Source organism: Amycolatopsis taiwanensis DSM 45107 (genome assembly GCF_000519205.1).
GTDB classification, from domain to species: Bacteria; Actinomycetota; Actinomycetes; order Mycobacteriales; family Pseudonocardiaceae; genus Amycolatopsis_E; species Amycolatopsis_E taiwanensis.
On the sequence record NZ_JAFB01000005.1, the window covers coordinates 116622 to 143309 of the forward strand.

General features: G+C 66.9%; 29 protein-coding genes and 1 tRNA gene. 16 read left to right on the top strand and 14 right to left on the bottom strand.

What is annotated here, in order from left to right; translation table 11 throughout:
- Positions 1 to 3: 3 nt before the first annotated feature.
- The 3 genes from A3CU_RS0105370 to A3CU_RS0105380 all read right to left on the bottom strand — a co-directional run bounded on the left by A3CU_RS0105370 (position 4) and on the right by A3CU_RS0105380 (position 1913).
- A complete protein-coding gene (locus tag A3CU_RS0105370; protein WP_027941396.1) occupies positions 4 to 804 on the bottom strand; it encodes a nucleotidyltransferase domain-containing protein in 801 nt (266 codons plus the stop codon).
- Between the two features lie 52 nt (positions 805 to 856).
- Entirely contained in the window at positions 857 to 1489 is a 633-nt protein-coding gene (locus A3CU_RS0105375) for a LysE family transporter (RefSeq protein ID WP_027941397.1), read from the bottom strand.
- Positions 1490 to 1667: 178 nt separating this feature from the next.
- A complete protein-coding gene (locus A3CU_RS0105380) occupies positions 1668 to 1913 on the bottom strand; it encodes a PLD nuclease N-terminal domain-containing protein (protein WP_027941398.1) in 246 nt (81 codons plus the stop codon).
- A gap of 64 nt (positions 1914 to 1977) precedes the next feature.
- Here A3CU_RS0105380 and A3CU_RS43570 point away from each other — a divergent pair, with 64 nt between their 5' ends.
- From A3CU_RS43570 to A3CU_RS0105400, 4 genes are all read left to right on the top strand, one after another.
- Positions 1978 to 2343: a GNAT family N-acetyltransferase gene (locus tag A3CU_RS43570; protein ID WP_084143095.1), complete on the top strand. Its 366-nt coding sequence runs from the start codon at positions 1978 to 1980 to the stop codon at positions 2341 to 2343.
- Positions 2340 to 2873: a GNAT family N-acetyltransferase gene (locus tag A3CU_RS0105390; RefSeq protein WP_027941399.1), complete on the top strand. Its 534-nt coding sequence runs from the start codon at positions 2340 to 2342 to the stop codon at positions 2871 to 2873. The genes A3CU_RS43570 and A3CU_RS0105390 overlap by 4 nt, the downstream gene beginning before the upstream one ends.
- An 83-nt stretch (positions 2874 to 2956) precedes the next feature.
- Entirely contained in the window at positions 2957 to 3412 is a 456-nt protein-coding gene (locus tag A3CU_RS0105395) for a hypothetical protein (protein ID WP_027941400.1), read from the top strand.
- Positions 3413 to 3513: 101 nt separating this feature from the next.
- A complete protein-coding gene (locus tag A3CU_RS0105400) occupies positions 3514 to 4215 on the top strand; it encodes a 2-phosphosulfolactate phosphatase (RefSeq protein ID WP_084143096.1) in 702 nt (233 codons plus the stop codon).
- A gap of 91 nt (positions 4216 to 4306) precedes the next feature.
- Here A3CU_RS0105400 and A3CU_RS49645 read toward each other — a convergent pair whose 3' ends face one another.
- Positions 4307 to 6439, bottom strand: a complete 2133-nt coding sequence (locus A3CU_RS49645) for a WD40 repeat domain-containing serine/threonine protein kinase (RefSeq protein WP_084143113.1) — start codon at positions 6437 to 6439, stop codon at positions 4307 to 4309.
- Between the two features lie 217 nt (positions 6440 to 6656).
- Here A3CU_RS49645 and A3CU_RS0105410 point away from each other — a divergent pair, with 217 nt between their 5' ends.
- Positions 6657 to 7076, top strand: coding sequence for a hypothetical protein (locus A3CU_RS0105410; protein WP_027941402.1), 420 nt, complete (start codon positions 6657 to 6659; stop codon positions 7074 to 7076).
- Between the two features lie 562 nt (positions 7077 to 7638).
- Positions 7639 to 8097, top strand: coding sequence for an SRPBCC family protein (locus A3CU_RS0105415; protein WP_027941403.1), 459 nt, complete (start codon positions 7639 to 7641; stop codon positions 8095 to 8097).
- Between the two features lie 99 nt (positions 8098 to 8196).
- Here A3CU_RS0105415 and A3CU_RS0105420 read toward each other — a convergent pair whose 3' ends face one another.
- Positions 8197 to 8544, bottom strand: coding sequence for a DUF1330 domain-containing protein (locus tag A3CU_RS0105420; protein ID WP_027941404.1), 348 nt, complete (start codon positions 8542 to 8544; stop codon positions 8197 to 8199).
- 236 nt (positions 8545 to 8780) lie between these two features.
- On the opposite strand from A3CU_RS0105420, the gene A3CU_RS43580 reads away from it, so the two are divergent.
- Both A3CU_RS43580 and A3CU_RS52205 read left to right on the top strand, forming a co-directional pair.
- Positions 8781 to 9290 carry a DUF2087 domain-containing protein gene (locus A3CU_RS43580; RefSeq protein WP_043840691.1) on the top strand — a complete coding sequence of 170 codons (510 nt, stop codon included), beginning with the start codon at positions 8781 to 8783 and terminating at the stop codon, positions 9288 to 9290.
- A gap of 758 nt (positions 9291 to 10048) precedes the next feature.
- Positions 10049 to 10195 carry a hypothetical protein gene (locus A3CU_RS52205; protein ID WP_156960245.1) on the top strand — a complete coding sequence of 49 codons (147 nt, stop codon included), beginning with the start codon at positions 10049 to 10051 and terminating at the stop codon, positions 10193 to 10195.
- A gap of 229 nt (positions 10196 to 10424) precedes the next feature.
- Here A3CU_RS52205 and A3CU_RS0105435 read toward each other — a convergent pair whose 3' ends face one another.
- A complete protein-coding gene (locus A3CU_RS0105435; protein WP_027941405.1) occupies positions 10425 to 10910 on the bottom strand; it encodes a GNAT family N-acetyltransferase in 486 nt (161 codons plus the stop codon).
- A gap of 830 nt (positions 10911 to 11740) precedes the next feature.
- On the opposite strand from A3CU_RS0105435, the gene A3CU_RS52210 reads away from it, so the two are divergent.
- A complete protein-coding gene (locus tag A3CU_RS52210; RefSeq protein WP_156960246.1) occupies positions 11741 to 12250 on the top strand; it encodes a hypothetical protein in 510 nt (169 codons plus the stop codon).
- 268 nt (positions 12251 to 12518) lie between these two features.
- Here A3CU_RS52210 and A3CU_RS52215 read toward each other — a convergent pair whose 3' ends face one another.
- Complete coding sequence (locus tag A3CU_RS52215) at positions 12519 to 13175, bottom strand: hypothetical protein (RefSeq protein WP_156960247.1); 657 nt, start codon at positions 13173 to 13175, stop codon at positions 12519 to 12521.
- Here A3CU_RS52215 and A3CU_RS0105450 point away from each other — a divergent pair.
- On the top strand, positions 13138 to 14400 hold the full coding sequence (locus A3CU_RS0105450; RefSeq protein ID WP_211246360.1) for a site-specific integrase: 1263 nt from the start codon (positions 13138 to 13140) through the stop codon (positions 14398 to 14400). The two genes, A3CU_RS52215 and A3CU_RS0105450, sit on opposite strands and share 38 nt — an antisense overlap.
- A gap of 94 nt (positions 14401 to 14494) precedes the next feature.
- On the opposite strand, the gene A3CU_RS0105455 is transcribed toward A3CU_RS0105450, so the two are convergent.
- Positions 14495 to 14565 (bottom strand) — tRNA-Gly (locus tag A3CU_RS0105455).
- An 88-nt stretch (positions 14566 to 14653) separates the two neighbouring features.
- Here A3CU_RS0105455 and A3CU_RS0105460 point away from each other — a divergent pair.
- Both A3CU_RS0105460 and dcd read left to right on the top strand, forming a co-directional pair.
- Positions 14654 to 15868 carry an oxygenase MpaB family protein gene (locus A3CU_RS0105460; RefSeq protein WP_027941409.1) on the top strand — a complete coding sequence of 405 codons (1215 nt, stop codon included), beginning with the start codon at positions 14654 to 14656 and terminating at the stop codon, positions 15866 to 15868.
- 35 nt (positions 15869 to 15903) lie between these two features.
- Positions 15904 to 16485: a dCTP deaminase gene (gene dcd / locus A3CU_RS0105465; protein WP_027941410.1), complete on the top strand. Its 582-nt coding sequence runs from the start codon at positions 15904 to 15906 to the stop codon at positions 16483 to 16485.
- Here the strand turns inward: dcd and A3CU_RS0105470 are convergent.
- Entirely contained in the window at positions 16482 to 17642 is a 1161-nt protein-coding gene (locus A3CU_RS0105470) for an FAD-dependent monooxygenase (RefSeq protein WP_027941411.1), read from the bottom strand. The genes dcd and A3CU_RS0105470 overlap by 4 nt on opposite strands.
- A gap of 73 nt (positions 17643 to 17715) precedes the next feature.
- Between A3CU_RS0105470 and A3CU_RS0105475 the strand changes: the two genes are divergently transcribed.
- Positions 17716 to 18171 (top strand): MarR family winged helix-turn-helix transcriptional regulator, encoded by a 456-nt coding sequence (locus A3CU_RS0105475; protein ID WP_027941412.1) that lies wholly within the window; start codon positions 17716 to 17718, stop codon positions 18169 to 18171.
- Between the two features lie 53 nt (positions 18172 to 18224).
- On the opposite strand, the gene A3CU_RS0105480 is transcribed toward A3CU_RS0105475, so the two are convergent.
- Positions 18225 to 18929: a TetR/AcrR family transcriptional regulator gene (locus A3CU_RS0105480; protein ID WP_342668895.1), complete on the bottom strand. Its 705-nt coding sequence runs from the start codon at positions 18927 to 18929 to the stop codon at positions 18225 to 18227.
- 247 nt (positions 18930 to 19176) lie between these two features.
- On the opposite strand from A3CU_RS0105480, the gene A3CU_RS43585 reads away from it, so the two are divergent.
- Complete coding sequence (locus tag A3CU_RS43585; RefSeq protein ID WP_052371476.1) at positions 19177 to 20400, top strand: cytochrome P450; 1224 nt, start codon at positions 19177 to 19179, stop codon at positions 20398 to 20400.
- 36 nt (positions 20401 to 20436) lie between these two features.
- Here A3CU_RS43585 and A3CU_RS0105490 read toward each other — a convergent pair whose 3' ends face one another.
- The 4 genes from A3CU_RS0105490 to A3CU_RS43590 all read right to left on the bottom strand — a co-directional run bounded on the left by A3CU_RS0105490 (position 20437) and on the right by A3CU_RS43590 (position 25628).
- Entirely contained in the window at positions 20437 to 22041 is a 1605-nt protein-coding gene (locus A3CU_RS0105490; RefSeq protein WP_027941414.1) for an acyl-CoA dehydrogenase family protein, read from the bottom strand.
- Entirely contained in the window at positions 22034 to 22627 is a 594-nt protein-coding gene (locus tag A3CU_RS0105495) for a TetR/AcrR family transcriptional regulator (protein ID WP_027941415.1), read from the bottom strand. The genes A3CU_RS0105490 and A3CU_RS0105495 overlap by 8 nt, the downstream gene beginning before the upstream one ends.
- A gap of 126 nt (positions 22628 to 22753) precedes the next feature.
- Positions 22754 to 23305, bottom strand: a complete 552-nt coding sequence (locus A3CU_RS0105500; RefSeq protein WP_027941416.1) for a DUF742 domain-containing protein — start codon at positions 23303 to 23305, stop codon at positions 22754 to 22756.
- A gap of 88 nt (positions 23306 to 23393) precedes the next feature.
- Positions 23394 to 25628: a (Fe-S)-binding protein gene (locus A3CU_RS43590; RefSeq protein WP_043840693.1), complete on the bottom strand. Its 2235-nt coding sequence runs from the start codon at positions 25626 to 25628 to the stop codon at positions 23394 to 23396.
- 130 nt (positions 25629 to 25758) lie between these two features.
- Between A3CU_RS43590 and A3CU_RS0105510 the strand changes: the two genes are divergently transcribed.
- Together A3CU_RS0105510 and A3CU_RS0105515 are read left to right on the top strand one after the other, a co-directional pair.
- Positions 25759 to 26082: a DMT family transporter gene (locus A3CU_RS0105510; protein ID WP_027941417.1), complete on the top strand. Its 324-nt coding sequence runs from the start codon at positions 25759 to 25761 to the stop codon at positions 26080 to 26082.
- A 2-nt stretch (positions 26083 to 26084) separates the two neighbouring features.
- The gene (locus A3CU_RS0105515; protein WP_043840694.1) at positions 26085 to 26642 is read left to right on the top strand and encodes a TetR/AcrR family transcriptional regulator; all 558 of its coding nucleotides are present in this window, start codon (positions 26085 to 26087) and stop codon (positions 26640 to 26642) included.
- The last annotated feature ends 46 nt before the right edge of the window (positions 26643 to 26688 follow it).

Here is a 26688-nt window from a genome sequence, read left to right on the forward strand (position 1 = left end):
GGGTCAGGGACGGGGCGCCTTTTCACCGTGCACGGCCAGATATTCAGCGGCGAGCCAGGGACCAAGGTCGTCCACCAGCATGTCGATCACGGCCGGATCGGTTGAAGGTGCCCGGCCGACGGCCGCGGCGATCCGCATCTGCGCCGCGCGCTCGGGGTAATAGCGGCCGAAGAGTTCGGCCGACTCGCCGAGATCGCTGGTCCAGCCACCCCAGCGGGGCATGATCAACGTGAATCCCGTACGGACGACACGACGGGCGACGGAGCGACTCAACGCCTTGCGCTCGCCGTCCGTCACGGCCTCCCCGGCCCGCTTTCGCCAGCTCGGGAGCAGGAGGCCCAGATCGCCGTTCGTCTCGCGGGCCAGCAGTGAAGTCGGACGATAACGGGGCAGCCGCTCGGCAAGGTCATCGCCGAGCAACGGGGTGCACAGGCAGGCGACGAAGAACCCGCCGTCGTAAAGGTCGGCGAGCAGACTGCGTGCGCTGGAAAGCGCAATGCCCACGCCATCGATCTGGGAGAACCCCCGATCGAGCGCGGCCTCGATCACCTTCGCGTCGGCACGATCGGCTTCGGTCGGCTCGTCACGGAGGGCGAGCAGCAGGTCGAGATCCGACACCCCTGGAACGGCCGTGCCGCGCGGAATACTGCCGTAAAGGTAGGCACTGTGCAGCCGCGTGGCCCCGAAAGTCTCGGATATGTGAGCCCGAGCCGCGTCAACGACGGGCACGAACGCTTGCGGAACTCGATCCAGACCGCCTTCCCGTGCGATCATTCCGTCCTGGTCCACCCCTCGCCCGTCCACGGACTCACTATGCCCGGCGGCTTCGCTTTCCGCCGAACACATTTCGGCTTGGTCAGGACGGTGAGATCAGCAACTGGACGGCGAGTGCAGCCATCACGGCGCTGGAGACCAGGGACGTGCCCAACCGGCCGCGGCGTCCGGCCAGCATTCGACCGATGGCTGCCCCGCCGCCGGCGAGCAGGAGCTGCCAACTGGCGGAAGCCGCGAAGGCGGCGAGGACGAACACGGCCTTGTCCACGTAGTCCGGAGCCGCGCTGCTCTTGTTGGCGAGCACCAGCGCAGCGAAGTAGATCAGGGTGGTCGGGTTCATCATGGTGATGCCCAGGAGCCCGAAATAGGCCCGGACCGCATTCAGCGGTGCGCGATCAGGCCGGCTTGTCGTCTGTCGTTTGCGGTACTGGCCGATCGCAACGACAGCACCACGGACCGCCAGCGCGACGAGTACCAAGACCGAAGCCCAGCGCAGGGGAAGCATGATCGGCTCGATCGTGGCGGCGAGCGTGGACCCGCCGACCATCGCGATCATCGCGTATAAGCCGTCGGCGGTCGCGACTCCCAGCGCGGCGCAAGCGCCGATCCGCAACGCGGTCCGCGCGGAGAGGGCCATGAGATAAGTCCCGACCGCTCCCACCGGCACAGCAATGCCATAACCAGCGAGAAGCCCCGAGACCAGGGCGGCGCTCACGCCTGCGACCGAGTCGACCTCCGCGATCGGCCCTGCTGCTGTCGGCCCCGCTCCGCACCTGCGGAGGAGAGCGTGGACAGCAGTAGAACCGGGGTCGTGGTCACGACTCGATCATCTGGGTTACCGGCCACGCATGCAACGCATTTTCGACCTCACCGGATGGCGTACGTCCGGCTCGTCAGGCCGACTCGGACCCTGGCTTCTGCCGACCGAACACGAAGTAGGCCACGGGCACCGCGCCGAAGGAGTTGACGAGGGTCACGACCGCGGCCCAGATCCACTTCGGTCCCCGAATCTGCCTGGCAGGGCGACGGGCGATGTCGACGAGCGCGGCGGTTTTGAGGCCACCTTCGGCAATCACCGCCGCGACGATGCGCCTGCGTTTGCGGGGATCGAGGTCGCGCCACCGCCGTTGACCAGTCACCGCATCCTCCTTATTGGCTCGACACACTGAGTCAATATTAGAACTCTGAGCATCGTGGACCTTCGTGAAGAGCGACACCATCACCCCGGACAACGGACTGTCGCTGGTCGCCGTGCACGACCAGCAGATAGTCGGACATGTCATGTTCACCCGTAGCCTGCTTGACGCCCCACGGCGCTTGGTCGAGGTCCGGGTGCTCGCCCCGCTGGCGGTGGCGCCCGCTCACCAGCGGCGTGGGGTGGGCTCGGCCTTGGTCCGGCGGGGCGTGAAGATCCTTGCCAAGCGTGCGGTTCCGCTCGTCTTCCTCGAAGGGGACCCGGCGTACTACGCGACCCCAATGCGTAAATTGCTCCTCGGCTTCAACTCAGGTAAACAGCCACGGGAAAATCGTTTGCGGGCTGGTTGGGGCCAGACAAGAGTTGAAGCATGACGGGAGAGTCCGATTCGATCGTTGTCAGGTCCGCACGTGCCGATGACGCGGACTCGATTGGACGCATCCACGTCGTGTCGTGGCAGTCTGCTTACCTTGATGCACTGCCCGAGGATTTCCTGCAGGGCTTGTCGATCGCTGACCGGCAGCAAGCATGGCGACAACGCTTGACCGCGGTCTCGGGGCCGGTACGCACATTGGTCGTGACCGACGGTGGGGCGGTTGCCGGGTTCGCGTGCGTGAGTGCGTCCCGCGATGAGGACGCGCCGGAGGGCACCGGTGAGTTGCTGAGCATCTATCTCGACCCCGCCAGCTGGAGTCAAGGACTGGGCCGGCGTCTGCACGCCGAGGCTGTGGAGACGCTACGGCGGGACGGCTACCAGCGCGCCACCCTATGGGTGGTAGACAGCAACGCGCGCGCCCGGCGGTTCTATGAGCGCGCCGGATGGACGGCGGATGGTGCAAGCAAGGCCCACCCGCTGGCTGGCGGCCCGCCGCTAACGGTGGTCCGCTACGTGCTGCCACTGTAGTCGATTATGCAGACTCCTAGTCCGAAGTGGACACTTTGCGAGTCCCTTCTTGAGAATGCCTCTTTGTCCGTAGAGTGTTGGTCATGGTGGTAGCGAACGGGAGTCTTCCGCGTGTCGACGAGCACTCCGTCATGATCGGAGCGGCTCCGCAGGTCGTTTGGGATGCGTTGCTGTGTGTCGTGGAGCGGTCTTTTTCTTCTCTCCGACCGATGTCCCGCGTCCTGGGTTGCCGCGATGCCGAGACTGTCGGGCCACGGCCGCTTGCGGTCGGCTCGGCGTTTCCGGGCTTTCACGTTGCGGCCGCCGATGCACCGCACAAGCTGGAGCTTGCCGGACGTCATCGGTTCTCCAGGTATGCGCTGACCTTTAGACTTGACGATGTCGGTAACGGAAGGGTTCGGCTGCGCGCGGAGAGCCTCGCCGAGTTTCCCGGCGTGCTGGGGAGAGTCTACCAGGCCATGGTGATCGGAACCGGCGGTCATGTGCTGGGTGTCAAGCGTCTCCTCGCCACCGTAAAACGGCGGGCCGAACGGCTGTGAGGCATACGGTGCGCACCGGTCCATACCGGCAGGATGGCTTTCGTCTCCGTTTCGAATGGGGACTTCCCGGTGCTGAGGAGATCGCCGAGCAGTCATGGGTGATGGCTGTGGTCGACGTCTTGTCGTTCACGACGACCCTGACCGTGGCGGTAGAGCGCGGTATTGAAGTCTTCCCCTACCGATGGAAAGACGAGTCGGCGGCCAGATTCGCCCAGCAGCACGACGCGGTCTTGGCGGTGGGCCGCTCGCAGGCTCGGCCGGGCGAGGTGAGCTTGTCTCCGGCGACAGTCCGCGAGGCGCGCGATGTCCGCCGACTGGTCCTGCCCTCCCCCAACGGTTCAACGATCGCGCAGTCGATGGCAGGCGTCGCCGGCGAGGTGATCGGGGTATCCCTTCGCAACGCTACCGCCGCCGCGGCGTGGACGGCTGCGCGTCTTCGCAGTGATGAGGCGTGCGGCGTCGCGGTGGTCGCAGCAGGCGAGCAGTGGTCGAACGGGGCGCTGCGCCCAGCCGTCGAGGATCTGTGGGGTGCTGGGGCTTACCTTTCCGCGCTCCGCCGTCATGGGTTCGACGCGCTTTCGCCCGAGGCGCAGTCGGCTGTCGCGGCGTTCGCGCACGTGTCCGGTGACATCGCACGGCAACTCCACGCCGCAGCCAGCGGCCGAGAGCTCGCCGCCGACGGTTACCGCCAGGACGTTGACGTAGCTGCCGAGATCGACCGCAGTGCGGTAGTTCCGGTACTGGTCGGGGGTAGCTTCCGGGCGGCCGCTTTGGTTGCCTCAGACCGGAACTCGCGTTCCTGAACTGGGGACACGCGCGCCTGGAGCGGGAACACAGGCGCCTGAGCCGGGGACACGCGGCGACTTGCCGACTGTTATTGGATGCGGGACCAGGTCAGCTGCTGGGGATGCTCCACAGCCTGACGGTGTCGTCGCCGGCGGTGCTGAGGGTACGGCCGTCCGGACTGAACGCCACCGTATCCGCCCCATAGGTGCTCGCGGAGTCGATCAGTCGACTGTTGTCCACATCCCACACCTCAATCGTTCCCCCGCTGATGAGCGCGGCGAGCCGGCGGCCGTCCGGGCTGAGCACGGTGTGGCCGTTGTAACGGCCGGAGATGGTGATCGGCGGCCGGATCTGGTTGTAGGTGGCGGTGTCCCACAAACGCACCCTGTCCTCGTCTGTAGTCATGAGCACGCGTCCGTCCGAGCTGAACCCGAAGGAGTCGATGTCCCTTTTGTACTGCGCCGTGATCGGCTCGCCGACACGCTGCCGGCTGGTGAGGTCCCACAGGCTCAGGGAGGTGGTGCCGGAGTCGTCGACGACGGTGGTGACGAAGATGCGGCCGTCCGGACTGAACGCCATGTCGCGAATGAGACCCGTGTCGAGACGGCCGATCTGCCGGCGCCCGGCCACATCCCACAGCCGCACACTGCCGGGGTCCTCGTCCTCGTTCATAACGGCCACGGTGCCGCCATCCCTGCTGAGCGCGGGCGTCTTGACGGAGAATTCATGGCCGGTGTTGATGACGAGAGGTTGGGCGGTCTGGCGGCCGCTGGCCACCTCCCACTGCTGAACGACGCTGTCTCCGCCGTCGACTTTCGCGGTGATCAGCGTGCGGCCGTCCGGGCTGAACGCCACGTTGCTGCTATCGGACTCACCACCCATATTGATGATCTGGCCCACTTGCCGCCGGCTGGCCACGTCCCACAGCATCACGGCGTTGTCGGAGGAGACCATTGCCAGGGTGCGGCCGTCCGGGCTGAACTCGACGTACTCCGCTGGTAAGGCACCGGTCATCGCGCTGATCTCGGCGATCTGCGGTGCTGAGGTGGTTTGCGTCGACGATGAAGTTTGTGGTGGCGGGGATGTTTCCTGGAGCGGAGTTTGCGGTGACGGCCACAGGATCCACACCAGTACGCCAGCCAGTGCCACAACCACAACAGGAACACCAAGGCGTACCCAGCGTTGTGCGGTACGCGAGCCTGCGGATCGGTCGAGAGCAGCCGTAGGCCGGCCATTCGGGGATTCCGCAGTGCCGGATTCGCGGCCTGGCTCGACCGGTGCGGTGGTGTCCACCCGGGTCGCCGTCACGGTCGGCGGACCGTCGTCGGTGATCGTGGTGGATTCCGGTGCCAGGTCGAGGATCCGGGCGACGTCGGCGTGTCGCCGGGTGATCAGCTGATGTACCGCGGTGGGCCATGGCCGGGCGGATGGGGCGATCAAGCCGATCGAGTCCAACAACTCGGCCGGTGCCGGGCGTTGGGTTGGATCTTTGGCCAGGCACGGCGCGACGACGTCCCGGATCGTGGTGGGGAGCCCGGACAGGTCGGGGTCGGCCTGTACGACGTTGTTCAGGGTGCGCAATGTCGCGGTGTCGTTAAACGGGCTGTTGCCCACGGCGGCCGCGACGATGACGGAGCCGAGCGAGAACACGTCGCTGGCCGGAGTTACCGGCTCGCCGTTGGCTTGTTCGGGGGACATGAACGCGGGCGAGCCGATCAGCCAGCCGGTCCGGGTCAGGTCACCCGCCCCGTTGCCCCGGACAGCCCGCACGATACCGAAGTCGATCACCCGCGGGCCGTCGTCGGTGAGCAACACGTTGGACGGCTTGAGGTCCCGGTGCACCAGATCGGCGCGGTGAATCTGGATCAGCGCGGTCGCCAGCCCGGCGGCCAGGCGCAGCACCGACTGCTCCGGCATCGCCCCGGTCGTCTGGATCACTTCGTGCAGTGAGGGGCCCGGCACGAAAACCGATGCCAACCACGGCGTGGGCGCGTCCGGGTCGGCGTCGACCACCGCGGCGGTGTACGCGCCGGACACCGCACGTGACGCGTCCACCTCACGGCGAAACCGGGCCCGAAACCCGTCATCCGCCGCGAACTGCGCATGCACCAACTTCAGTGCGACCAGCCGGCCATCCGGGCCACTGCCCAGCAGCACCTGCCCCATGCCACCCCGGCCCAACTCCGCAATGACCCGGTACTGCCCGACCTCACGCGGACTCGGCGTCGCCAATGGCTTCACGGCAACCTCAGCCCGGCCCGCGCTGAGGTGGGAGCCAGGACGTTGCCAGGCATGGTGTGAACTGCCATGATCCCCTCTCCAGGACCGCACCGCGGTCAGACGCGGAAGATCATTTCAGGAAACGGCCCTTCTGTGAAGCACGCGGCCCGCGTGGGACGAGCGCGAGAGCGGTGCCGGTCCAGGACAGCGCTCTGGCCACCGAGTGTGAAGATGTGCCGTGAGTGAACCGCAGTTGATCGGCGTGTGGAGCGACGCCTACCTGAGCGTCGGCTCCATGGAGGCCACAGATCTGATCTTCACGGTGGCTGGGGTCGGCTGGTCGGTGTTGAGCACGGCCGCCGGATGCGAGCAGATCTTGTTTCACTGGTCCGTGCCGGAACACGGCAGGCTTGTTCTCAGGGAAGAGCGGTACGCCCGATTCGAGGGGCATCTCGAGAGCCAGGTTCTCGTCGACGAACATGGCTGGGACGAGACCATTGAAACTGCGTTCATCATCCGGCCTGGCCGTGACGTTGGTGGTAATCCTGCAACGCTGCTGGAACTGGATGAGCGCATAAGCTTCGGCGATCAGTTCCAGCTGATTCGGCGGGAACCAGAGGCCAGAGACGATCCGGCGGGATGGACGCAGCCGCGATAACAGTCGAGTGCGCGGCAAGCTGTGACGAGCGGCTGGTCCGGCCATGCCTCGCTAACCGTGATCTACGACCGGGAGCGGCCACCGTGGTCCTGCCGACGGACTCCTTGAAGCGGCCGCCTCGCCGCGCAGGAACCGTCGGCGGGTGAGCTACGCCAGAGGCGGACACACCGCGACAGTTCCGTCACGGTGCGCTGCTTGGAGCCGGGAAAGGCCGGCAATGTTGGCGCCGCTGTAACAATCTCTCAGGGGCTACGTGTCTGACGAACAGGGTCTCAGCAGGTTCTGACGGCTCACCACGATCACTGTCGGATTGTGGATGGCCACGACGGACGGCGTTTCCGTTCCGGGCCAGGAGCATGGGTCAGCCTTGCCCCGTGCGCAGCAGTCTCGCTGCACACCTCGATTCGTGCTTTCCGGCTCGCCCAGACGAGCCCGATAGCCCGATAACGTCGCCACCCTGCCGCTCCCGTGTCAGGTGAGTTGATCCGGATTCATTGCCGCGACCACAAGTGATCCGGCGCACAGTTGAGCACTGTCTCGGTGTTGTGGTGGACTTCTTTGTGTGGCTGGAAAACTGGAGATATCTCGGGACATCGCGGCGGCACCCGAAGCGGTGTACGCCGCGATATCGGACGTGACTCGCATGGGCGAATGGTCGGAGGAGTGCTACGCCTGCGACTGGCACGACGGCTTCGACGGCCCGGCCGTCGGCGCCACCTTCGACGGGCACAATCGCCATGGCACGCACGAGTGGACCACTCAGGGCAAGGTCATCACCGCGGACCCGGGCCGGGCGTTCGCGTTCGAGTGCTCGATGCGCGGCATCCACTATTCGACCTGGGGCTACCAGATCCAGCCCACGGAAACCGGCTGCCGGGTCACCGAGTGGAGCCAGGACCTCCGGCCCGACTATGCCCTGGAATTCAGCAAGAAGATCTCAGGTGTGGAGGACCGGACGGTCCGCAACCGCCAGACGATCAGCGGCACGCTCGAACGCCTCGCCGCTGCCCTGGAGAGCTGACCTGGTCCCGATGGAAGCCCCGGCTGCGGTCGTGCGCGACCGACTGGCCGTTGAACCGCCGTCGAGGCGCATCGCCGAACGTCCCGCCGAAGTCGAGGGTTACTGGGCCGACATGGCCTCTCGCATCGCCTTGGCGGTCTTCGTCGCGTCGTAACCCTCGGGGACGCCTTCGACCAGGATGATGTCGCCCTCGATGTGCCGCGAGCGCAACGGCGCGATTTCCTGGTACGCGGGCGAATCCCACCAGGCCCGCGCCTCGGCGATCCCGGGAAAGCCGATCATGACTATGGCGCCGGGCCAATGGCCCTCCCTCACCTCGTGCTGCGTCATGTGCACCAGGAAGCGGCCGCCGTATGGCTCGAACGTGGCAGGAATGCGCTCGATGTACTCGGCGACATCCGGATGTGGGGCGGCGTCCTGGAGATGGGCTATAACGTACGCGGCCACGGTGTCCTCCGGTCGTTCTAACTCTGTACACCTCTATGGTGACACCCGATCCGTCCAGGATCGATTACCCAAGAGGTAAGCAACTCGGCCCACAGCGCGGATGGAGACGCTGGGACGCAGCCGAGTTGGTCCATAGACAGGTCCGAAGTAGACGACCTGGGCCTTCGTGGCGAGACTGGATGCATCGCTTGCCTCACCGATTCGCGGACAGGCAGACCATCGGTACCGTCGCGAATATGGCCTCACCGCAAGCCCTTGTCTCAGCTCTGGCAGATCCCGAACGACTGCTGCTCTTCGCCCGGATCTGCACCACGCCTGCCGGACTTCCCGCAGCTGACGACCCACACCTGGCAAAGCTCGCGAAGCGCCTGATAGCGGCTGGGCTCGTCACCTTCTCAGACGACCGTTACCACGTCGTCCCCGAAGCTTTTCGTGAGGCGTTGGCCAAGACCCCGGTCGACCCACTCGAAGCGCTGTTCAGGCACGGGCGGCTCGTCGCGATCCCGCGCCCGGGCAAGCTCCGGCAGGCCCTGCTCATCCACCTCGCCGGGAAGTTCGAGCCAGGGCGTCTCTACACCGAGCGCGAAGTCCGCGAGAAACTGGCGCCGGTCCATGACGACCATGCCGCGCTCCGCCGCTACCTCGTGGACGAAGGCCTGCTACAACGCAGCAAGGATGGCAGTACTTACGGGCGCCCCACGGAAGCACGGTCCGACGACTCCAGCGCACCGAGCCCAGTGAGCTAATGGCCCACCTCAAGAGTTGATCTAGCGTCGCTGGTACTGCAGGCGTTCATGCTCCTGCCGGAATATCGTTTCTCTGTCCGGCCGATGTAGTCCGCGATCACGCTGAACTGGGGAAGTAAGCGTGTTGGAGAGCGTGCGCGAAGCGCCCGTGACCGGTGCCGCCCAGTCTGGCGGCCCTCGGGAGCGCCGCGAGGAGATCACCGGACGTGCCCTCCCCCTGATCTCTGAAGCGGTGCCGGGGTTCGGGGCAGAGCCCCGAGGGTTGGTCCTTCCTGGGTTGTGGTGCCGTGGAGTGCCGATGTGGCACCATTCGGGCATGCTTTCAACGCGAAAGGGCAATGCCGCGTAGGCGCCCGGGTGTTGTGCGCGCGGATCAGGCGCGTGCACGTGACCTTGAACGTGAACGCGAATCGGTGTACGTGGTCCCCGGTGTCAGTCGGGGGACCCAGGTGGCCATCGACGCTCTTGGCGTTACGGGTGCGTTTCACCAGTACCGAGAATTCCTTCGTCAGCCTGGGCGGTGGTTGTATCTGCCGCCGGGGTACCTGCCGGTGTGGCATGTAGTCGAAGCTCGTGACCAGTTGGAGTGGGCGCTCAGGACATTGCCTCCCAGACCGCGCCGCGAGCTGCGCAGGGTCGTTGCGCGCTTGGACCGCGAGTTCGAACGGCGGACATTGCCGGACCCCAACGCGCGGGTCGTCTATTCGTGCGGCCGCGAGGCTTGGTGGTGGCGGCGGTTGACCGAGTAGCGCTGCTCGATGGTGCGCACGCCGGGGCCGCCGGCCGGAGCGGAGCGGCAGGCCGAGCGGCCACGACTGCCCGATCTCGTCGACAAGCACCGGAACGACCGAACCAACGACGACAATGACGACGGGCCGGCGGGAACGTTGGTGCCCGTGCGGTGATGTTGTTGGGATGTTGCTACGAGTCAGACTGATCTATGCATGAAGAAACCCCTACGTCCACAGTAGACGCCGTGTGACGGGGGTTCCTAGTGAGAGCGGATGACGGGAATCGAACCCCGCGTTCTCAGCTTGGAAATCAAGTGGATCATGCTGGAAAGTGGCCCTGACCTGCGGCGGAGTATTGCCCGGGAGGGCCGTTGTTGACCGTGGTTGACCCCTCTCATGGGTCCTACAGCTCGATGTACATCACGTGCAAGCCCACCCGGCCGAACTTCGGGTGGTCGAACGCGCCCGGCACCGTGCCGACGATCTGAAAGCCGAGACGCTGGTAGAGGTTCACCGCCGCATGGTTGGTCTCCACCACCGCGTTGAACTGCATTCCCGCGTAACCGCGGCTGCGCGCCCAGTCCAGCGCGTATCGGCACAGCGCCTCGCCGACGCGGCGTCCCCGGGCGTCCGAGGCGACCATGAAGCTCGCCGTGGAGACGTGCGAGCCCCGGCCGGCCCGGTTGGTCTGCATGTGCGCGGTGCCGATGGTCCGGTGTCCCTCGACTGCAACCGCGGTGACTCCCGGTGGGCGGACCACCCAGGTATCGCGGGCTTGCTCCGCTGTCATCGCCGGGTCGTAGGTGAACGTTTCCTCAGCCTGGATGACCTCGCGGACGATCGGCCAGACATGGGGCCAGTCTGCCTCGACGAACTCCCGAACCTGCATGGCGATCACGCTACCGGTCGGTTACGTGTGCGGACTCTTGGTTTGATGTGCTGCTAACGGAGGCGCGCTGCCCGGACCTTCGGCGGCCGTGCCGCGCGGCGCGCCGGGCTGGAGCGGAGCGGCAAGCCCGGATGTGCCGCGCGCGGCTACTGGGGCCCGGCCGCCAAGGTGACGGGCCAGTCGCGCGCCGCCGCTGGCGGCGCGCCTTGACCAGCGGGCGACTAGTGACGCTGACGAGCGGATCGCGGACCGGCTGTCCAAGCTCACCGATGATCAGCGGAAGGGATCAACAGGCGAGGACGATGATCCAGACGACGGCGGCTCCGGCGTGCCGGTCCCGGTCGGCTAATGGCACGTTAATGGCACGAAAGATGAGTTGATCTAGAAACAGTGAAGGCCCAGTTCCAAAGTAGACACCTTTTGGCCCTGGCCTTTGCACGAAGAGCGGATGACGGGAATCGAACCCGCGTTCTCAGCTTGGGAATCAAGTGGATCATGCTGGAAAGTGGCCCTGACCTGCGGAAGCAGTGTTGCTCGGGAGTGCCACTGTTGACCGTGGTTGACCCCCTCTAATGGCCCGTGATTGGCCCGGCGGGGCGGGCTCCCACCTGCACGGTTCGGGCTGAGGTGATCTCCTCGCGGCGCGGGTTCATCCCTGCCGGGCCGGGTGGTGCCGGTCAAGGGTCTGCCGCAGGCCGCGAAGCGCCCTTGACCGGTGCCGCCCGGTCTGGCAGCCCTCGGGCGCGCCGCGAGGAGGTCGCCGACCGGCCCTCCCCTGATCTCCGAAGCGGTGCTGGGGTCCGGGGCGGAGCCCCGAGATAATGCCCTGCATGCTGACGAACTGGGTCGCGATCGGACTTTCCTCAGCCGCGCTACTAGTATCGCTCGCTCAGGCGGTCTGGCGCTGGCAGGAGCTGCGGCAGAAGGCGCAGCCGTTGGTGGTACACCCCGTGGTGATAGGAGATCCTGCCGAACGAGAGCTCGGTGTCAGGCTGTGGAGAATCGAAGTCCGCGCCTACAATCCATCGAGTTCAACAGCGACAGTGGTGAACATCGGAATCGAATGGCTGGATCACCAGCAGAGTTATGAAGGCTGCCACTCGCATCTTGAGTCGATTCAACCTGGGGAATGTATGGTGGCAACCGAGCTGACGCGCGAAGTGCTATGTAGGTCTCTGAGTCTCGAGGACTTCACAGGCACGTTAGCGCTCCGGGCGTACGCGACAGCTTTCAGCCGGGATGGCAAACAGCGCCGGGTGTACTCATCATCCTTCGATGTTCCTGCGGCCATGTTCAGCGAGGATGGCCTACCAGTCTCGCAGGTCAGGCGAAGCGAGTAGAGTGCGGCCGGCCGCCGAAGCGGAGCGGCAGGCGTGTCGGCTGCGGCGGCGCGCCCGCGCGCCGCCCTTAATCCCATAGAGCCAAATTCGGCAGCGAACGGCAGGGCGCGATCGGCTTCGGGTACCTTGAGTCCACTACACAAGTTGAGCGGCCGCAGCGCCGGGTCGATGGGCTGATCGCAGAGTTTGCAGATCAAGCGGTCCCGGTTGAGCACGGCGAGCCTGACACGGCGCCATAGGCGACCACTACCGCTCTGTCATGACGTGCTCACTCGTCCTCGCTCGGCGCGGTCGCGTGATTCCCTGTCCCCGTTTTCTCAGTGTTCGTTCCGAGTTCGTCGCGCATAACCTCGGTGAGTTGCCGATGATAGGCGACAATTTTTCGGTGACGTTCCCACGTTATCTTCTTGATAAGCTTGGTTTCCTCCTCGTGAAGCTCCTCCCAGGCGTCATTCTTCTCAATGCTTCTACCTAAATCCCGCTGAAACTCGTCGGCCCACACGGGAGGTTCAAGCTTCACAATATTGTGACTCACCAACTGACGAAGCCGTTTCGATGCTACAAGGCGAACTTGCTCTTCAGCTGCGCTCACTTCTTTGAAAAGATGTTCCCATTCTCTTAAGAACCCAACCTTGACCGGGCCCCGGCCAAGCTTTACCGTGTGGCGCATCAGTGTGTGAACACAATCGAGTAATTCGCTATAGAGGGCGAATTTGCGATCGGCCCAATGCAGTAGTATCTCGTGCGCTCGCTTAGCTGCATCAGCCTCTCGTTGACGTCGAGAGCGGACTTCCTCGCGTTCCTGATCACGTTTCCAGCGGCGATCTTCACGCCAAGCGTTGATGAGCTGTCCGGCAATCACGCTAATGAGACCGATGACCCCGACGATGATCGGCACCCAGACCGATACTTGGCCCTGCTGCATACGGTGCAAGGTATCGGTGTCACCGCGACGGCGAAGCGCGAGCTGGGCCCAGGGCTGCGCTAGTAGTTCACCTACGTGCTGTGGGTGGTTCCTCGCCCACCCGGCGCCATTTGCCGGTCCGGACGGACGAATGCGCAGCGCTCCGCAGATGTTCGACAGCAAGCGAGCCGCCGAACGGTGGCTGTCGCTGACAGAAACCCAGATAATGACGGGAGAATGGACCGATCCGGAACGGGCCAAGATTCCGCTCGGCCACTACGCGGCGCAGTGGATTACTCAACGGCCCGGCCTGCGTCCGCGCACGGTCGAGCTGTATCGGTGGCTGCTCCGCAAACACATTGAGCCGTACCTCGGCGGTGTCGAGTTGGGCAAGCTGTCCACCTCGATCGTTCGGCAGTGGCGCTCGGAACGGTTGATGGCCGGGGTGTCCGAGTCGGTGACAGCCAAGGCTTACCGGCTGCTGCGGGCTGTCCTGACTACAGCCGTGGATGAGGACAAGATCCTTCCCCGGAATCCCTGCCGCGTGCGTGGTGCCGACCGTGAGCATGCGGCAGAACGGCCGGTGGTGACGGTTGCCCAGGTCTTCGAGCTGGCGAACCGCATGCCGGGCAGGTTCCGAGCGCTGGTCCTGCTGGCCGCGTTCAACTCCCTGCGATGGGGTGAAGTCACGGCCCTACGGCGGTGTGACATCGCTGAGGATGCAAGCTGGCTTCGCGTGTCTCAGGCGCTTGTCGAGGTTCCCGGGCGTGGCCTGATCGTCGGACCACCGAAATCCCGCGCCGGGGTTCGGGAACTGATCATCCCGGCCGCGATCAGGTCCGAAGTGGTCAAGCACCTGGCCACATACGTCAAGTCGGAGCCGACGGCGCTGTTGTTTTCGGGTGAGCGGAACGGGAACGCGCTGCGTCGGCCGAACTTCAACCAACGGGTGAAGTGGACCAAGGTGGTCGCCGACATGGGCCTGAAGGGTCTGCACTTCCACGACCTGCGGCACGCGGGGAACATCTGGGCTTCGAAGGCGGGGACCTCGACCAAGGATCTGATGGCCCGGATGGGACACGACGACATGCGGGCTGCACTGATCTATCAGCGGGCGACGAGTGACGCCGATGAACGGATCGCGGACCGGCTGTCCAAGCTCGTTGATGATCACCGGAAGGGATCGACGGACGAGGACGATGATCCGGACGGCGGCAGCTCGGGCACGTTGGTCCCGGTGAGCTAATGGCCCGTTAATGGCCCAACTCAAGAGTTGATCTAGAAACAGTGAAGGCCCAGGTCCTAAGTAGACATCCACTGACCTGGGCCTTCACACTGAGAGCGGATGACGGGAATCGAACCCGCGTTCTCAGCTTGGGAAGCTGATGTTCTACCATTGAACTACATCCGCAGCGCCTCAGAGCATACACGGCGCGTCGCTTCCCCGAACCGAACCCCCGTCCTTGACACTGCCTCAGCAAGTGACAACGATCGTTGTCATGGATGAGCGCCTGCCCGACCCCGAGATCCTCAGTCAAGGCGGGCTTCGGCTGGCCTCGCGGATGTTCGTCCGCGGGGACATCCGCGCCACCGGGGAGCAGGTCCGCAGGTTCCGTGAGTTCGCCCAGGCGACCGATCCGCTCGCGGACGCGGTGGTCGCGATGTTCCGGCGGTTGCCGGAGGGCCGGCGGTTGTTCGAAGTCGCGATAAGAGACGGGATCGGGGCGGTCGAGAACCCGCCGAGAGAGCTTGCGGACTTCTTCCGCGAGGTCGAGTCGACGCCGTTCTGGGTGGACTACGAACGTGTCGAGCGCGGCGCGAGGGCGATCACGCGGACCGGGGTGCTCGGGCTGTTCCCGCTCGGTGACATGTCGCTGATGGGTGGTTACCTGGCCTCGCGGGCGACGAAATCCCTGGTCGCGACCGGGCAGATCGAGAAGATGGCCAGTCGGCGCCTGGTCGAGACCGCGGCGTGGTGGATCGACGTCACCACCCCCGGCAACCTCCGGCGCGGCGAGATCGGCTATGCGTCCGCGCTGCGCGTGCGGCTGGTGCATGCGTACGTGCGGGCGGCGATGAACCGGCGGCCGGACTGGGACTACGCCGCGTGGGACCAGCCGGTCAACCAGGCCCAGACCGTCGGCACCCTCCTGCTCTTCTCGCTGGTTTTCGTCTTCGGCAGCCAACTGCTCGGCATCCGCTACACCGAGCGCGAACGCGCGGACATCCTGCACCTGTGGCGCTACGTCGGCTGGCTCATCGGGGTCGACGAGGAGCTCCTGCCCGCCGACGAGGACGACGCGTGGCGCCTGTTCTGGCTGCTCGCGGAGACCGAGTTCATCCCGGACGAGGACTCGAAACGGCTCGCGAAGGCCCTCGTGCGGTCGAACGCGCGGGTCGGCAGCGGGCTGCTCGGCAAGGTCGTGTCGGAGCTGTCGGTGCGGGTCCACTCGTCGATCAGCCGGCTGGTGCTCGGCAAGAAGAACGCCGATTTCCTGGAGATCCCGAACGACCCGATCACCCAGGCCGCCGTGCTGGCCGGGGCCGCGATGAACTTCGCGGCCGAGACCGCGCGCCGCCACATCCCGGGCGCGACCGCGGTGCGCGAGTTCATCGGGGGCATCGAACGGCGCCAGTATCTCGCCCGGCTGGCCAAGGTGTTCAGCCTCGACACGACCTACGCGCGGCACATGCGCGAGGGCGAGGCCGCCTGAACAGCGGGGACAACACCGAACGCTAGGGTGGGTTCGTGCTGCTCAGTGACCGCGACCTGCGCAAGGAAGTCGAAGCCGGACGCCTCGGGATCGATCCGTTCGACCCCGGGATGCTGCAACCGTCCAGTATCGACGTGCGGCTGGACCGCTTCTTCCGGGTCTTCGACAACAGCAAGTACACCCACATCGACCCGTCACTCCAGCAGGACGAGCTGACGTCCATGGTGGAGAAGGAGGGCGAGGACCCGTTCGTGCTGCACCCCGGCGAGTTCGTGCTCGGGTCGACCTTCGAGCTGGTCAGCGTGCCCGACGACCTGGCGGGCCGGCTGGAGGGCAAGTCGTCGCTGGGCCGGCTCGGGCTGTTGACGCACTCCACGGCCGGGTTCATCGACCCGGGTTTCACCGGCCACATCACGCTCGAGCTGTCGAACGTCGCGAACCTGCCGATCACGCTCTGGCCGGGCATGAAGATCGGTCAGCTCTGCCTGTTCCGGCTGACCAGCGCGGCCGAGCACCCGTACGGTTCGGCGCAGGCGGGGTCCCGTTACCAGGGACAGCGTGGCCCCACGCCGAGCCGCGCCTACCAGAACTTCCACCGCGTGGACACCTGGCGCTAGTCCCGCGAGGCGACCGCGGCGTCCCATTGGATGTGGTGGTCGAACATCCAGTTCATCGCGCCCGGGTCGTCGTTACGCAACCCGCGGCTGACGAAGAAGTCACGCACGGTCCGCATGAACGGGCCCGCGATCTTGCCGTCGCCGGCGTGTTTCCCGGCCGCGACCACCTTCTCGACCCGTTCACGGCGGGCCCTCTCATACCGTCGGAACGCCTCCTCGACCTCGACGTCCCGCAGGCATTTCGCCAGCGTGACAGCGTCCTCGAGGGCCATCGACGCGCCCTGCCCGGACGACGGCGCGGCGGCGTGGGCCGCATCGCCGATGATGACCATGCGGTCGCGGTGCCAGGTCGGCACGCTCGGGAAGTCATACGTCGCCCAGGGCCGGAAGAGCACTGGCGTGGCCTCGATGATCGAGGCGGCCAGGCCACGGTCGGCCCGGGCGCGGCCGATCAGTTCGGCACGCCACCGCTCGTCGCTGATCGCGGCCAGCTCGTCCGGCGTGGGCTCGGTCTTGCGGGGCGGATTGGCGAACCACAGGACCTTTTCGTCGTGCCGCCGGAGGTAGGCGAAGAACTGGCGGTTACCGAAGATCATGTGCCAGACGCCGACCGGCTCGTCGACCCGCACTCCCTCGGCGAAGCCGCCGGTGTTCAACAGCGGAATGTACCGGGCTTTGGGTGCCCGAGGGTCGATGATCTCCCGGACCCGGGAGCGCAGACCGTCCGCACCGATCAGCAGGTCTCCCGTGGCAGACGTCCCGTCCGCGAACCGCGCGCGCACGCCGTCGCCGACGTCCACCAGTCGCTTGCCGTATTCGATCCGGATGCCCCTTCGCACAGCCTCGTCTCGCAGCGCGACGTAGAGGTCTGAACGCACCACGGTCCGGGCGGGCATCCGCACCTCGCCCAACTCGCGGCCGGCGCCGTTGAAGAACCGCATTCCGGGAGTCGCGAAGCCGGCTTCCTCCACCACCCCGCGCAGGCCGATGGCGTCCAACGCGTCGAGCCCGTTCTTGGCCAGGGTGAGGAACGCCCCCACGCCGTCGGCCGTGCGGTCATAAGCCTCGAACACGACCGGCTCCAGCCCGGCCTTGCCCAGCGCGATGGCCGCCACCGTGCCCGCGATGCCTCCGCCGATGATCAGCGCCCTTGTCATACCCTTCGACTCCTCGAATCTCTTAGAAACTAATTCGTTTGGTCGAACTAAATAGTGGGCTACGCTGGTCGGCGTGTCAAGTGAGCGGGAAGAGTTGTTCGGCGAGCTCCTGATGGCCTGCCGCATGCTCTCCACGGAGATGGTCATGTTCCACACGGCGATCGGGGAGAAGCGTGGGCTCTCAGCCATCGAGGCCAAGGCGATGGACTACCTGTCGCGCTTCGGCCCGCTCACCCCGAAGGACCTGGTCCGGCACTCCGGCCTCGCGCCTGCCTCGGTGACCGCGCTGATCGACCGGCTGGAACGCAAGGGCATGGTCCGGCGTTCGCCGCATCCCGAAGACCGCCGCAAGGTCCTGATCGAACTCACCCGGCCCGGCGACCCTGGCCCGTGGGCGTACCTGCTGGAACAGATGCGGAAGCTCTGCGAGCGTTACGACGATGAGCAACTGCGCCTGATCGCCGAGTTCACCGGCGAAAGCGCGCGGATCACGCATCGGGCAACGGAGCGGCTGACCGGTGTGGAGTGAAACAGGCGACGGCTACCGAAGATCGGCCGGCCGGGGGCGATCACATCGTGACCCTAAGAATCGGGGAGTAGCCCGGTGAGGATCCCGGTGATGGTGCGCCGGAGGTTCTCCTCACCCGAGCCCTGGTGCTCGAGTCGCAGGGCGGCGATGTGCGGGTGGCGCCCATCGTTCGCAGCCTCGGTCAGCTGGGCGATGGTTCGCGCGGCCATGCGGTGGGCCGAGGTCTCGCTCCGCACAAAGGCGATGACTACAGCGTTCACGGCGCCATAAGCCACCAGCTTGCTGTCGTCGTCCGCCGGGTGGTCGGCGAGGGCGGCGAGGACGTGTTCGAACACGTCCAGCCCACGAAGCCCGGTGCTGGGCCTGGCCTCGACGAGCGCGACCGCCCACGGGTGGCGCAGCAGGATTTCCCGGGTCTGCATCGCCACCGCGACCACGTCCGCGAGCCAGTCACCGGTCAGCGCGCCCAACTGGTACTCGTCGGCCACCGCGTCCTGCATGAGATCGAGCAGGTCATCGCGGGTGGCGACATAGGTGTACAGCGACGCCGCGCCGACACCGAGCTCGGCCGCCACGCGCCGCATCGTCACCACCTCGATGCCCTCACGATCGGCCAGGCGGCAAGCAGCCGCCGTGATCTCCGCCGTCGTGTGACGCGGCGGACGCCCCCGAGGACGAGTAGCACCAGGCACCAGAACCTCTCCCAAAATCTTTCCCGAACAGCGTACCGGAAGTGGTACGGTGCAATTACCGACCACCGTTCGAGAAATGGAGCCCTGTCATGAGACCCCTTGAATCAACCCGCGGCAATCATGGTGACCACCGAGCGCGCGTCTCTGTCCCGTGTCTTGTGGGGGCTCCGCCCCCACGCCCCCGACTGGGGGCAAGCCCCCAGACCCCCTTATCGGGGCGGCGGGGCGCCCGCGTCGGGTACGTGACTCGCATGTCTGTGGAGCGCCCCGTCGACACGATCGCGGTCGCGCGCAAACTCGCGGAGGGACAGCCATGACAGCAGCCGCGAACGCCATCCCGCCGCTGACCGACGAGTCCGCTGTGCTCGCCTGGACGGCCCGGATGCGCCGGCAGCATCCCGTCTGGCAGGGGCCCTTCGGGGGCTGGCACGTGTTCCGCCACGCCGACGTCCGAACGGTGTTGCGCGACACCGACTCCTTCTCTTCGGACCTGTCGCGGGTGGTTCCCGGGATGCCCCCACGGGCGCCGGGCATGGTCACCCAGTTCGACCCTCCCGAGCACCGTGAGCTGCGCGGAGTGCTCAGCGCCGCCTTCACGCCCCGGTCGATCGCGGCGCTCGAACCGCGGATTCGAGAGGTGACCGGCCAACTGCTCGACGCGGCCGGCGACCGGTTCGAACTGGTCGAAGCGCTGACGCAGCCGCTGCCCATCACGGTGATCGCCGAACTGCTGGGGCTTCCTCCGCAGGACCACGGACTGTTCGCACGCTGGACCGCGGCGCTGTTCGAGATGCAGAACGGCGAATCACCGAGCGACCCGAGCATCGGCGACCACATTGGCGCCGTACTCGCCCCGCTGAGCCGCTATCTGGCCGAACGCTGCCGAGAACGCCGGACCGCGCCCGGCGACGACCTGATCAGCAGGCTGCTGACCGCAAGTTCTCCAGGACGCGCCCTCGACGACGAGGAAGCGACCAACTTCGCGGTGACGCTGCTCCTGGCCGGGCACATCACCACGACCGCCTTGCTGGGCAACATCGTGCGGACCCTCGACGAGCACCCGCAGGTGTGGGCCGACCTGCACGTCGACCCCACTCGGATCCCGCCCGTGATCGAGGAGGTCATGCGCTACCGGCCCTCCTTCCCCGCCCTCCAGCGCGCCACGGTCGCTCCGGTCGAGCTCAGCGGAGTCGCGGTGCCGGCCGGCGCCCTGGTGACGGCGTGGATCCTCGCCGCCAACCGCGATCCCGACGCGCACGCCGACCCGGACCGATTCGACCCCGGCCGCGGCATCGGCGGCGCCGCCCAGTTGACCCTGGGCCACGGAGTGCATTTCTGCCTCGGCGCACCGCTGGCCCGCCTCGAAGCCCGTGTGGTGCTGGAGGAGCTCCTGAAACGCACCGAGCGTCTCGCCATCGACCACGACCGGGCCGACGAAATGGTCTCGTTCGAGCAGGTCATCCTCGGGCCGCGACGCCTTCCGGTGATCACGCATCCGAGCCGGCCAGGTGACAAGGTCACGACTCCGAACAGCTAGCGCGTCCGCCCGTTCGAAGGACTGCGATACGGCGAACTACCGCTGCGCGCGGCCGATGATCGCCTTGGTGTCGACGCGCGGAGGCAGAGTGCCGAAGGCCGCACCCCAGTCGCCCCCGAGCCGGGACGCGCAGAAGGCGTCCGCGACGGCATGCGGAGCGTGACGCACCAACAGGGAACCCTGCAATACCAATGCCATCGACTCGACCAACCGACGCGCCCGGAACTGAGCGTCCTCCACAGTGGACAATTCCTTGCGCAACGTGGCCACCGCGTCGTCGAGCCGGGCATCGGCACCGGCGGCCAGCTCGACCTCGGCGAAGAACGCCTCGACCGATTGGGGCTGCTTTCCCATGGCGCGCAAGGCATCCAGCGCCGCGACGTTGCCGGAACCCTCCCAAATGGACAGCAGCGGCACCTCCCGATAGAGCCGCGGCATGCCCGAGTCCTCGACATAACCGTTGCCGCCAAGGCATTCCAGCGCCTCGCCCACGTGCACCGGTCCACGCTTGCACACCCAGTACTTCGTCACCGCGAGCGCCAGGCGCCGGAAGTCCTGTTGCGCGGGGTCGGCGGTGGCGCCCGCGAGCCGCATCGCCACCGTCGTGGCGGCCTCGGACTCGACCACCAGGTCCGCCAGCACGTTGGCCATTGCGGGCTGGTCGAGGAGGTACTCGCCGAACGCGCGGCGGTGCACGGCGTGGTGCACGGCCTGCACAATCGCTTGCCGCATCAGGGAAGTCGTGCCGAGCACGCAGTCGAGGCGGGTGTTGTTGACCATCTCGATGATGGTCGGCACGCCCCGGCCCTCCTCGCCGACCAGCCAGCCGACCGCGCCGTCGTACTCGATCTCGGACGACGCGTTGGACCGGTTGCCCAGCTTGTCCTTCAAGCGCTGCAAGAAGATCCGGTTCCGCGAGCCGTCGGGCAGCACGCGCGGCAGCAGGAAGCACGACAGGCCGCCGGGGGCCTGCGCCAACGTCAGGAACAGGTCCGACATCGGGGCAGAGGTGAACCACTTGTGCCCAGTCAGCACATAGGCGTCGCCGGACGGGGTCGCCGTGGTCGTGTTGATGCGCACGTCCGAGCCGCCCTGCTTCTCGGTCATCGACATGCCCGCGATCAACCCGCGTTTGGTGGTGGGCACGCGCAGCCCGAAGTCGTACTCCGGCGCGGCGAGCAGCGGCTCGTAGACCGCGGCCAGCTCCGGGTTGAAGCGCAGGGCGGAAATGGCCGAGTACGTCATGGAAATCGGGCAGATATGGCCGGCCTCGGCCTGGTTCCACACGATCACCTTGGCCGCGCGTGCGACATGCGCGCCTGCCCGGTCGTCCCGCCACGGCGTCGCGTGCAGGCCGTGGCCGACCGCGACCCGCATCAGGTCGTGCCAGTGCGGGTGGTACTCGACCTCGTCGATCCGGTGCCCGTAACGGTCGTGCGTACGCAGCTTCGGCGGGTTCTCGTTGGCGAGTCGTCCCCACTCCTGGCCCTGCTCGCTCCCGGCGAGACGGCCGAGTTCGTGCAGTTCCTCCTCGGCCCAGCCGGCGCCTTCCCGGTGCAAGGCGGCCAGCAACGCGGGATCGTCGGCGACGTCGTGGACCAGCGGCGGCACCTGGTTGGTCACTTCGTGCGTGTCAGGCATTCCGGCTCCCAAGGGCTCGCAGGATGAACGGCCGGAGTTCGGCGGCCGTGTCGTCGTTGGTGGTCAGCGGTCCGACGAGCATCTCGGTCACGGCGCCGACCAGCGCCGCCGCGGTGAACACGGCGTCCTGGGGCGGCAGCAGGCCGGTCCGGACGCCCTCGCCGATGTGCTCGGCGGCAACATCGCGAAACACTCGGCGGAAGACGACGCGCTCGGCTTCGATCGGCGGATCGACAGGCTCGGCAAGCAGCGCGTAGGCCCGGCGCGGCGCTTTCAGCGCACGCTTGGCGAAAGTCTCGAAAACGGCGGCGACCCGGTCGACCGGATCGCCGGGCAGTGCCGCGGCTTCCCGCACGGCCGCCACCTCACGGCCGACCACTCCGCGGAACAGCTCGACGACCAGTTCGGCCTTGCCGGGAAAGTGCCGGTAGACGCTGCCGGTGGCGATGCCCGCCCGCTCCGCGACGGCCGCGACCGAGCAGCCCGCGTATCCCCGCTCCGCCAGCAGTTCGGCGGCGGCACGAAGGACCGCGGCGCGCTGAGCGTCCAGGCGCGCCTGAACCTGGGGAGTCCGCCGGTACGGCACGCAACAAGTGAACCACCGATTCACTTCTTCGTGCAATAGGCAACAACGGGCAAACCGGGACGTGGACACGCGGGACGGGAACGTGGGACACGCGCGACGGGAGTGTGGGACACGCGCTATGAGTGCTCAGAGCCGCTGCAGGCCGTCGAGGACGCGCCGCATCAGAGCCATCGGCGGCCGTCCCTCGGCGGTGCGCTCGGTGCCGTGGATGTGTATCAGCGCCATGTCGGCCATGTCGGAGAGCAGCACCCGCGCGACCCCGAGCGGCACGGACAGGAGCGCGGCGACCTCGGCGACCGACCGCGGCGCGACACACAGTGCCCGCACCGGCTGGTACTCGGCGCCCAGCGCCGACCCCTCCCACACCGCGTCCGCGCGCAACGACACCAGGGTTTCCAGCCGCAACTCGTACGAGGAATGCGTACGGCCACGGGTCAGCACATACGGGCGGACCCGCGGGCCGGAAATCTCCTCGTTCTCGACGTGCCGGCTCCAGTCCGTCCCGGCCGGCTGCCCATATGGCGGGGGGCGCTCCGCTGCGGCCGGGTCCAGTGGCCAGTGTGGTGCGGGCGACGCCTCGGGTTGCTGGGGCTCGGCCGGCTCGGATGCAGGGAACCGAGCCCCGGCCCTCGCGGGCACCGGCTCGTCAGCCGGTCCGGTGCCAGCACGTATACCCATGATCTCGCCTCAGGTGTGCAGGTCGCAGTGCCCCCGACGGCGTCGGCTGCGGGGACAGAATAACGTGCATGCCCGCCCTGTCGAGTCGTCAGCGGGTTTCGAGCGGGTCGGCCTCCGGTGTTGGCAATACGTCAAATTTGCCGGCGGCGCCGGGCGAGGTCTGCGGACCGCGTTTCACCGCCGAGAGCAGCAGTTGTGAAACATCCACGACCTCCACTCGTTCGCTCGCCTGCCCGTCGCTCTGGCGGGCCGTGACACCGTCGGTCAGCATCACGCGGCAGAACGGGCAACCGGTCGCGATCTTCGATGCCGCCGTGCCCAGCGCCTCGTCGACGCGGTCGACGTTGATCCGCTTCCCGATCTTCTCTTCCATCCACATGCGCGCGCCGCCCGCACCGCAGCACATCGACCGGTCCCCGTGGCGTGGCATCTCCCGGAACTGCACGCCCGACGCGCCGATCAGCTCACGCGGCGCCTCGTAGACCTTGTTGTGCCGGCCCAGGTAGCACGGGTCGTGGTAGGTGACGTCCTCGGCGATCGGCGCGACCGGGACGAGCCGCTTCTCGCGCACGAGCCGGTTCAGCAGCTGGGTGTGGTGCACGACCTCGTACTGGCCGCCGATCTGCGGATATTCGTTGGCGAGCGTGTTGAAGCAGTGCGCGCAGGTCACCACGATCTTGCGCTGGTCGCGTCCCTCGAACACCGAGTTGAGCACCTCGACGTTCTGCTGCGCGAGCATCTGGAACAGGAACTCGTTACCCGCGCGACGGGCCGGGTCACCGGTGCAGGTCTCCTCGGGGCCGAGCACGGTGTACTTCACGCCCGCGATGTGCAGGAGTTCGGCCACGGCACGGGTGGTCTTCTTGGCGCGGTCCTCGAAGGCGCCGGCGCAGCCGACCCAGAACAGGTATTCGGCGTCACCGAGGTCTCCGTCGAACACCGGCACTTCGAAGTCGAGATCCTCGGCCCAGGCGAGGCGGTCCTTGGCGTTCTGCCCCCACGGGTTGCCCTTGTTCTCCAGGTTCTTGAACATCCCGTTCAGCTCGCTCGGGAAGTTCGACTCGATCATCACCTGGTAGCGGCGCATGTCGACGATGTGGTCGACGTGCTCGATGTCGACCGGGCACTGCTCGACACAGGCGCCGCAGGTGGTGCACGACCACAGCACATCCGGGTCGATTACGCCGAGCTCTTCCGGACCGCCGACGAGCGGGCGCTCGGCCTCGGCCAGCGCCAGCACGTCCAGGCCCGCGTGGCCGTCGGTCAGGCCGACCTCCTCGCCGGCCATGTCCTTCCGGCCGCCCGCGAGCAGGTACGGCGCCTTCGCGTAGGCGTGGTCACGCAGCTGCGTGATGACCAGTTTCGGCGAGAGCGGCTTGCCGGTGTTCCACGCGGGGCACTGCGACTGGCAGCGGCCGCATTCGGTGCAGGTGGTGAAGTCCAGCCAGCCCTTCCAGCTGAAGTCCTCGACCCGGCCGGCGCCGAACACGTCCTTCTCCGGGTCGGCCTCCTCGAAGTCGAGCGGCTTTCCCGCGCTCATCATCGGCTTGAGCGCGCCGAGTGCCACGTCGCCGTCGGCCTCCCGCTTGAAGTAGATGTTGAAGAACGCGCTGAACCGGTGCCAGGCCACTCCCATGGTCAGCGTGCGGCTCACCACGGCCAGCCAGACGGTGCCGGAAAGCAGCTTGATCAGCGCGGTGATGCTCACCGCGGCGGCGCTGGCCGGAAGGAGCGCGGCGAGCGGTTTGGTGACGAAGCTGCTCCACAGCGCGGGGTCCTCGATCCCGCTGGAGATCTTGAACGCCTTGACGCCGAGGATGCCGAGGCCCTCGAGGATCACCACGGTTTCCACGAAGTAGGCCTGCCGGAAGTTGGACCCGGCGAAGCGGGAGAGCCGGTCCGCTCGGCGCGGATGGTTGCGCTGCCGGATGACGACCAGGGCCACGCCACCGAGCACCGTGCCCAGTCCGAGCAACTCGGTGAGCAGCAGCCACGGCTCCCACGCGCCGAAGACCGGCCAGTGGAAGTGCGGCTGGAAGGTCTCGCCGTAGGCCTCGAACCAGGCGAGGAAGCCGATCAGGAAGCCCCACATCACGAGCCAGTGCCACGGGGCGACGTGCCGGAACTTGTTCATCCGGGTGTGCGCCGCGAACTCCTTGACCAGGGTGCACAGCCGCGGCCAGAAGGGACCGTTGCGGGTGGCGTCGGGTTGTCCGAGCCGGATGATCCGCACCATGCGCCAGACACCGGCGCCGAACATGATCCAGGCGGCGATGCTGGTGGCGACCCCGATCACCCCGAGCACGACCTGCAGAACGCCCATGTTCCAGTGGACCTTTCATCCTTGCGTAGCACGAACTACTGATGAGTAATCCATGAGACGCCGTGACGTCCCCCGGTTGTGGCGTACAACTCCCTCGATTCTAGGACGATCGTTCAGGTAGTTTGGTGGCGTGCCTTACCTGCTGCTCGCCCTCGCGATAGCCGCCGAGGTGTCCGCCACCGTCTCACTGAAGCTCTCCGACGGGTTTTCGAAGCTCGTTCCGTCGATCGTGGTCGTCGCCGGCTACGGGGTCGCCTTCGTCGCGCTGGCGGCGGTGCTCAAGGCGGGCCTGCCGGTCGGCGTGGCGTATGCGTTGTGGGCGGCCATCGGGGTCGCTGCGGTCGCCTTGATCGGCGTGTTGTTCCTGAAGGAGCCGATCAACCTGACGATGATCGGCGGGCTGGTGCTGGTGATCGCGGGTGTCACGCTGATCGAACTGGGGGCCGCGAAATGAAGATGCAGCAGCGGGACGGGCGCAAGGCACGCGGCGAGCGGCGACGCCAGGAGATCATCGACGCGGCCCTTCGCGTGATCGAGCGGGACGGGGTGGCCGGCGTCACCCACCGCACGGTCGCGGCCGAGGCCGGGGTGCCCACGACCTCGACGACCTACCACTTCGCGACCCTCAACGACCTGCTGATCGCGACGCTGATCTCGTGTGCGCAGGACATGGCGACCGAGGTGTACTGGATGATCGACCGGGCGAGGTCACGGGGTAGCCGGGGCGCGGACGAGGTCGCCACGCTGCTCGCCTCGGCGCTGGGCCCCCGCCGCGGCCGGACCATGGCGGAGTACGAGCTCTACCTGCTGGCCGCGCGCCGCCCGGAGCTTCGCCCCGCCGCCCGGCGCTGGCTGGACGTGCTGACCTCGATGGTGCGACCCGACGACCTGGTGGCGCTGCGGGCCTTCCTGGCCGGCATCGACGGGCTGTTGATCCAGGGCCTGATCGACGACGAGCCACCGAGCGCCGAGGAACTCCGCCCCGTCGTCGACTACCTCCTGAAACCGCACTGAGACCTCGCCCGTTCTGCTCCCGTTGTGCTCGGCGCCAACCGGCAAC

Excerpts from the sequence above, each read along its gene's own strand:
- A3CU_RS0105390 (WP_027941399.1), top strand. The coding sequence starts at position 2,340 with ATGACGGGAGAGTCCGATTCGATCGTTGTCAGGTCCGCACGTGCCGAT.
- A3CU_RS0105470 (WP_027941411.1), bottom strand. The coding sequence starts at position 17,642 with ATGACAAGGGCGCTGATCATCGGCGGAGGCATCGCGGGCACGGTGGCG.
- A3CU_RS52210 (WP_156960246.1), top strand. The coding sequence starts at position 11,741 with ATGCTGACGAACTGGGTCGCGATCGGACTTTCCTCAGCCGCGCTACTA.
- A3CU_RS0105450 (WP_211246360.1), top strand. The coding sequence starts at position 13,138 with ATGATCGGCACCCAGACCGATACTTGGCCCTGCTGCATACGGTGCAAG.
- A3CU_RS52215 (WP_156960247.1), bottom strand. The coding sequence starts at position 13,175 with ATGCAGCAGGGCCAAGTATCGGTCTGGGTGCCGATCATCGTCGGGGTC.
- A3CU_RS0105395 (WP_027941400.1), top strand. The coding sequence starts at position 2,957 with ATGGTGGTAGCGAACGGGAGTCTTCCGCGTGTCGACGAGCACTCCGTC.
- A3CU_RS43590 (WP_043840693.1), bottom strand. The coding sequence starts at position 25,628 with ATGGGCGTTCTGCAGGTCGTGCTCGGGGTGATCGGGGTCGCCACCAGC.
- A3CU_RS0105400 (WP_084143096.1), top strand. The coding sequence starts at position 3,514 with ATGGCTGTGGTCGACGTCTTGTCGTTCACGACGACCCTGACCGTGGCG.
- A3CU_RS0105435 (WP_027941405.1), bottom strand. The coding sequence starts at position 10,910 with ATGCAGGTTCGGGAGTTCGTCGAGGCAGACTGGCCCCATGTCTGGCCG.
- A3CU_RS43585 (WP_052371476.1), top strand. The coding sequence starts at position 19,177 with ATGACAGCAGCCGCGAACGCCATCCCGCCGCTGACCGACGAGTCCGCT.
- A3CU_RS0105515 (WP_043840694.1), top strand. The coding sequence starts at position 26,085 with ATGCAGCAGCGGGACGGGCGCAAGGCACGCGGCGAGCGGCGACGCCAG.
- A3CU_RS43580 (WP_043840691.1), top strand. The coding sequence starts at position 8,781 with ATGGCCTCACCGCAAGCCCTTGTCTCAGCTCTGGCAGATCCCGAACGA.
- A3CU_RS0105490 (WP_027941414.1), bottom strand. The coding sequence starts at position 22,041 with ATGCCTGACACGCACGAAGTGACCAACCAGGTGCCGCCGCTGGTCCAC.
- A3CU_RS52205 (WP_156960245.1), top strand. The coding sequence starts at position 10,049 with ATGGTGCGCACGCCGGGGCCGCCGGCCGGAGCGGAGCGGCAGGCCGAG.
- A3CU_RS0105460 (WP_027941409.1), top strand. The coding sequence starts at position 14,654 with ATGGATGAGCGCCTGCCCGACCCCGAGATCCTCAGTCAAGGCGGGCTT.
- A3CU_RS0105500 (WP_027941416.1), bottom strand. The coding sequence starts at position 23,305 with ATGGGTATACGTGCTGGCACCGGACCGGCTGACGAGCCGGTGCCCGCG.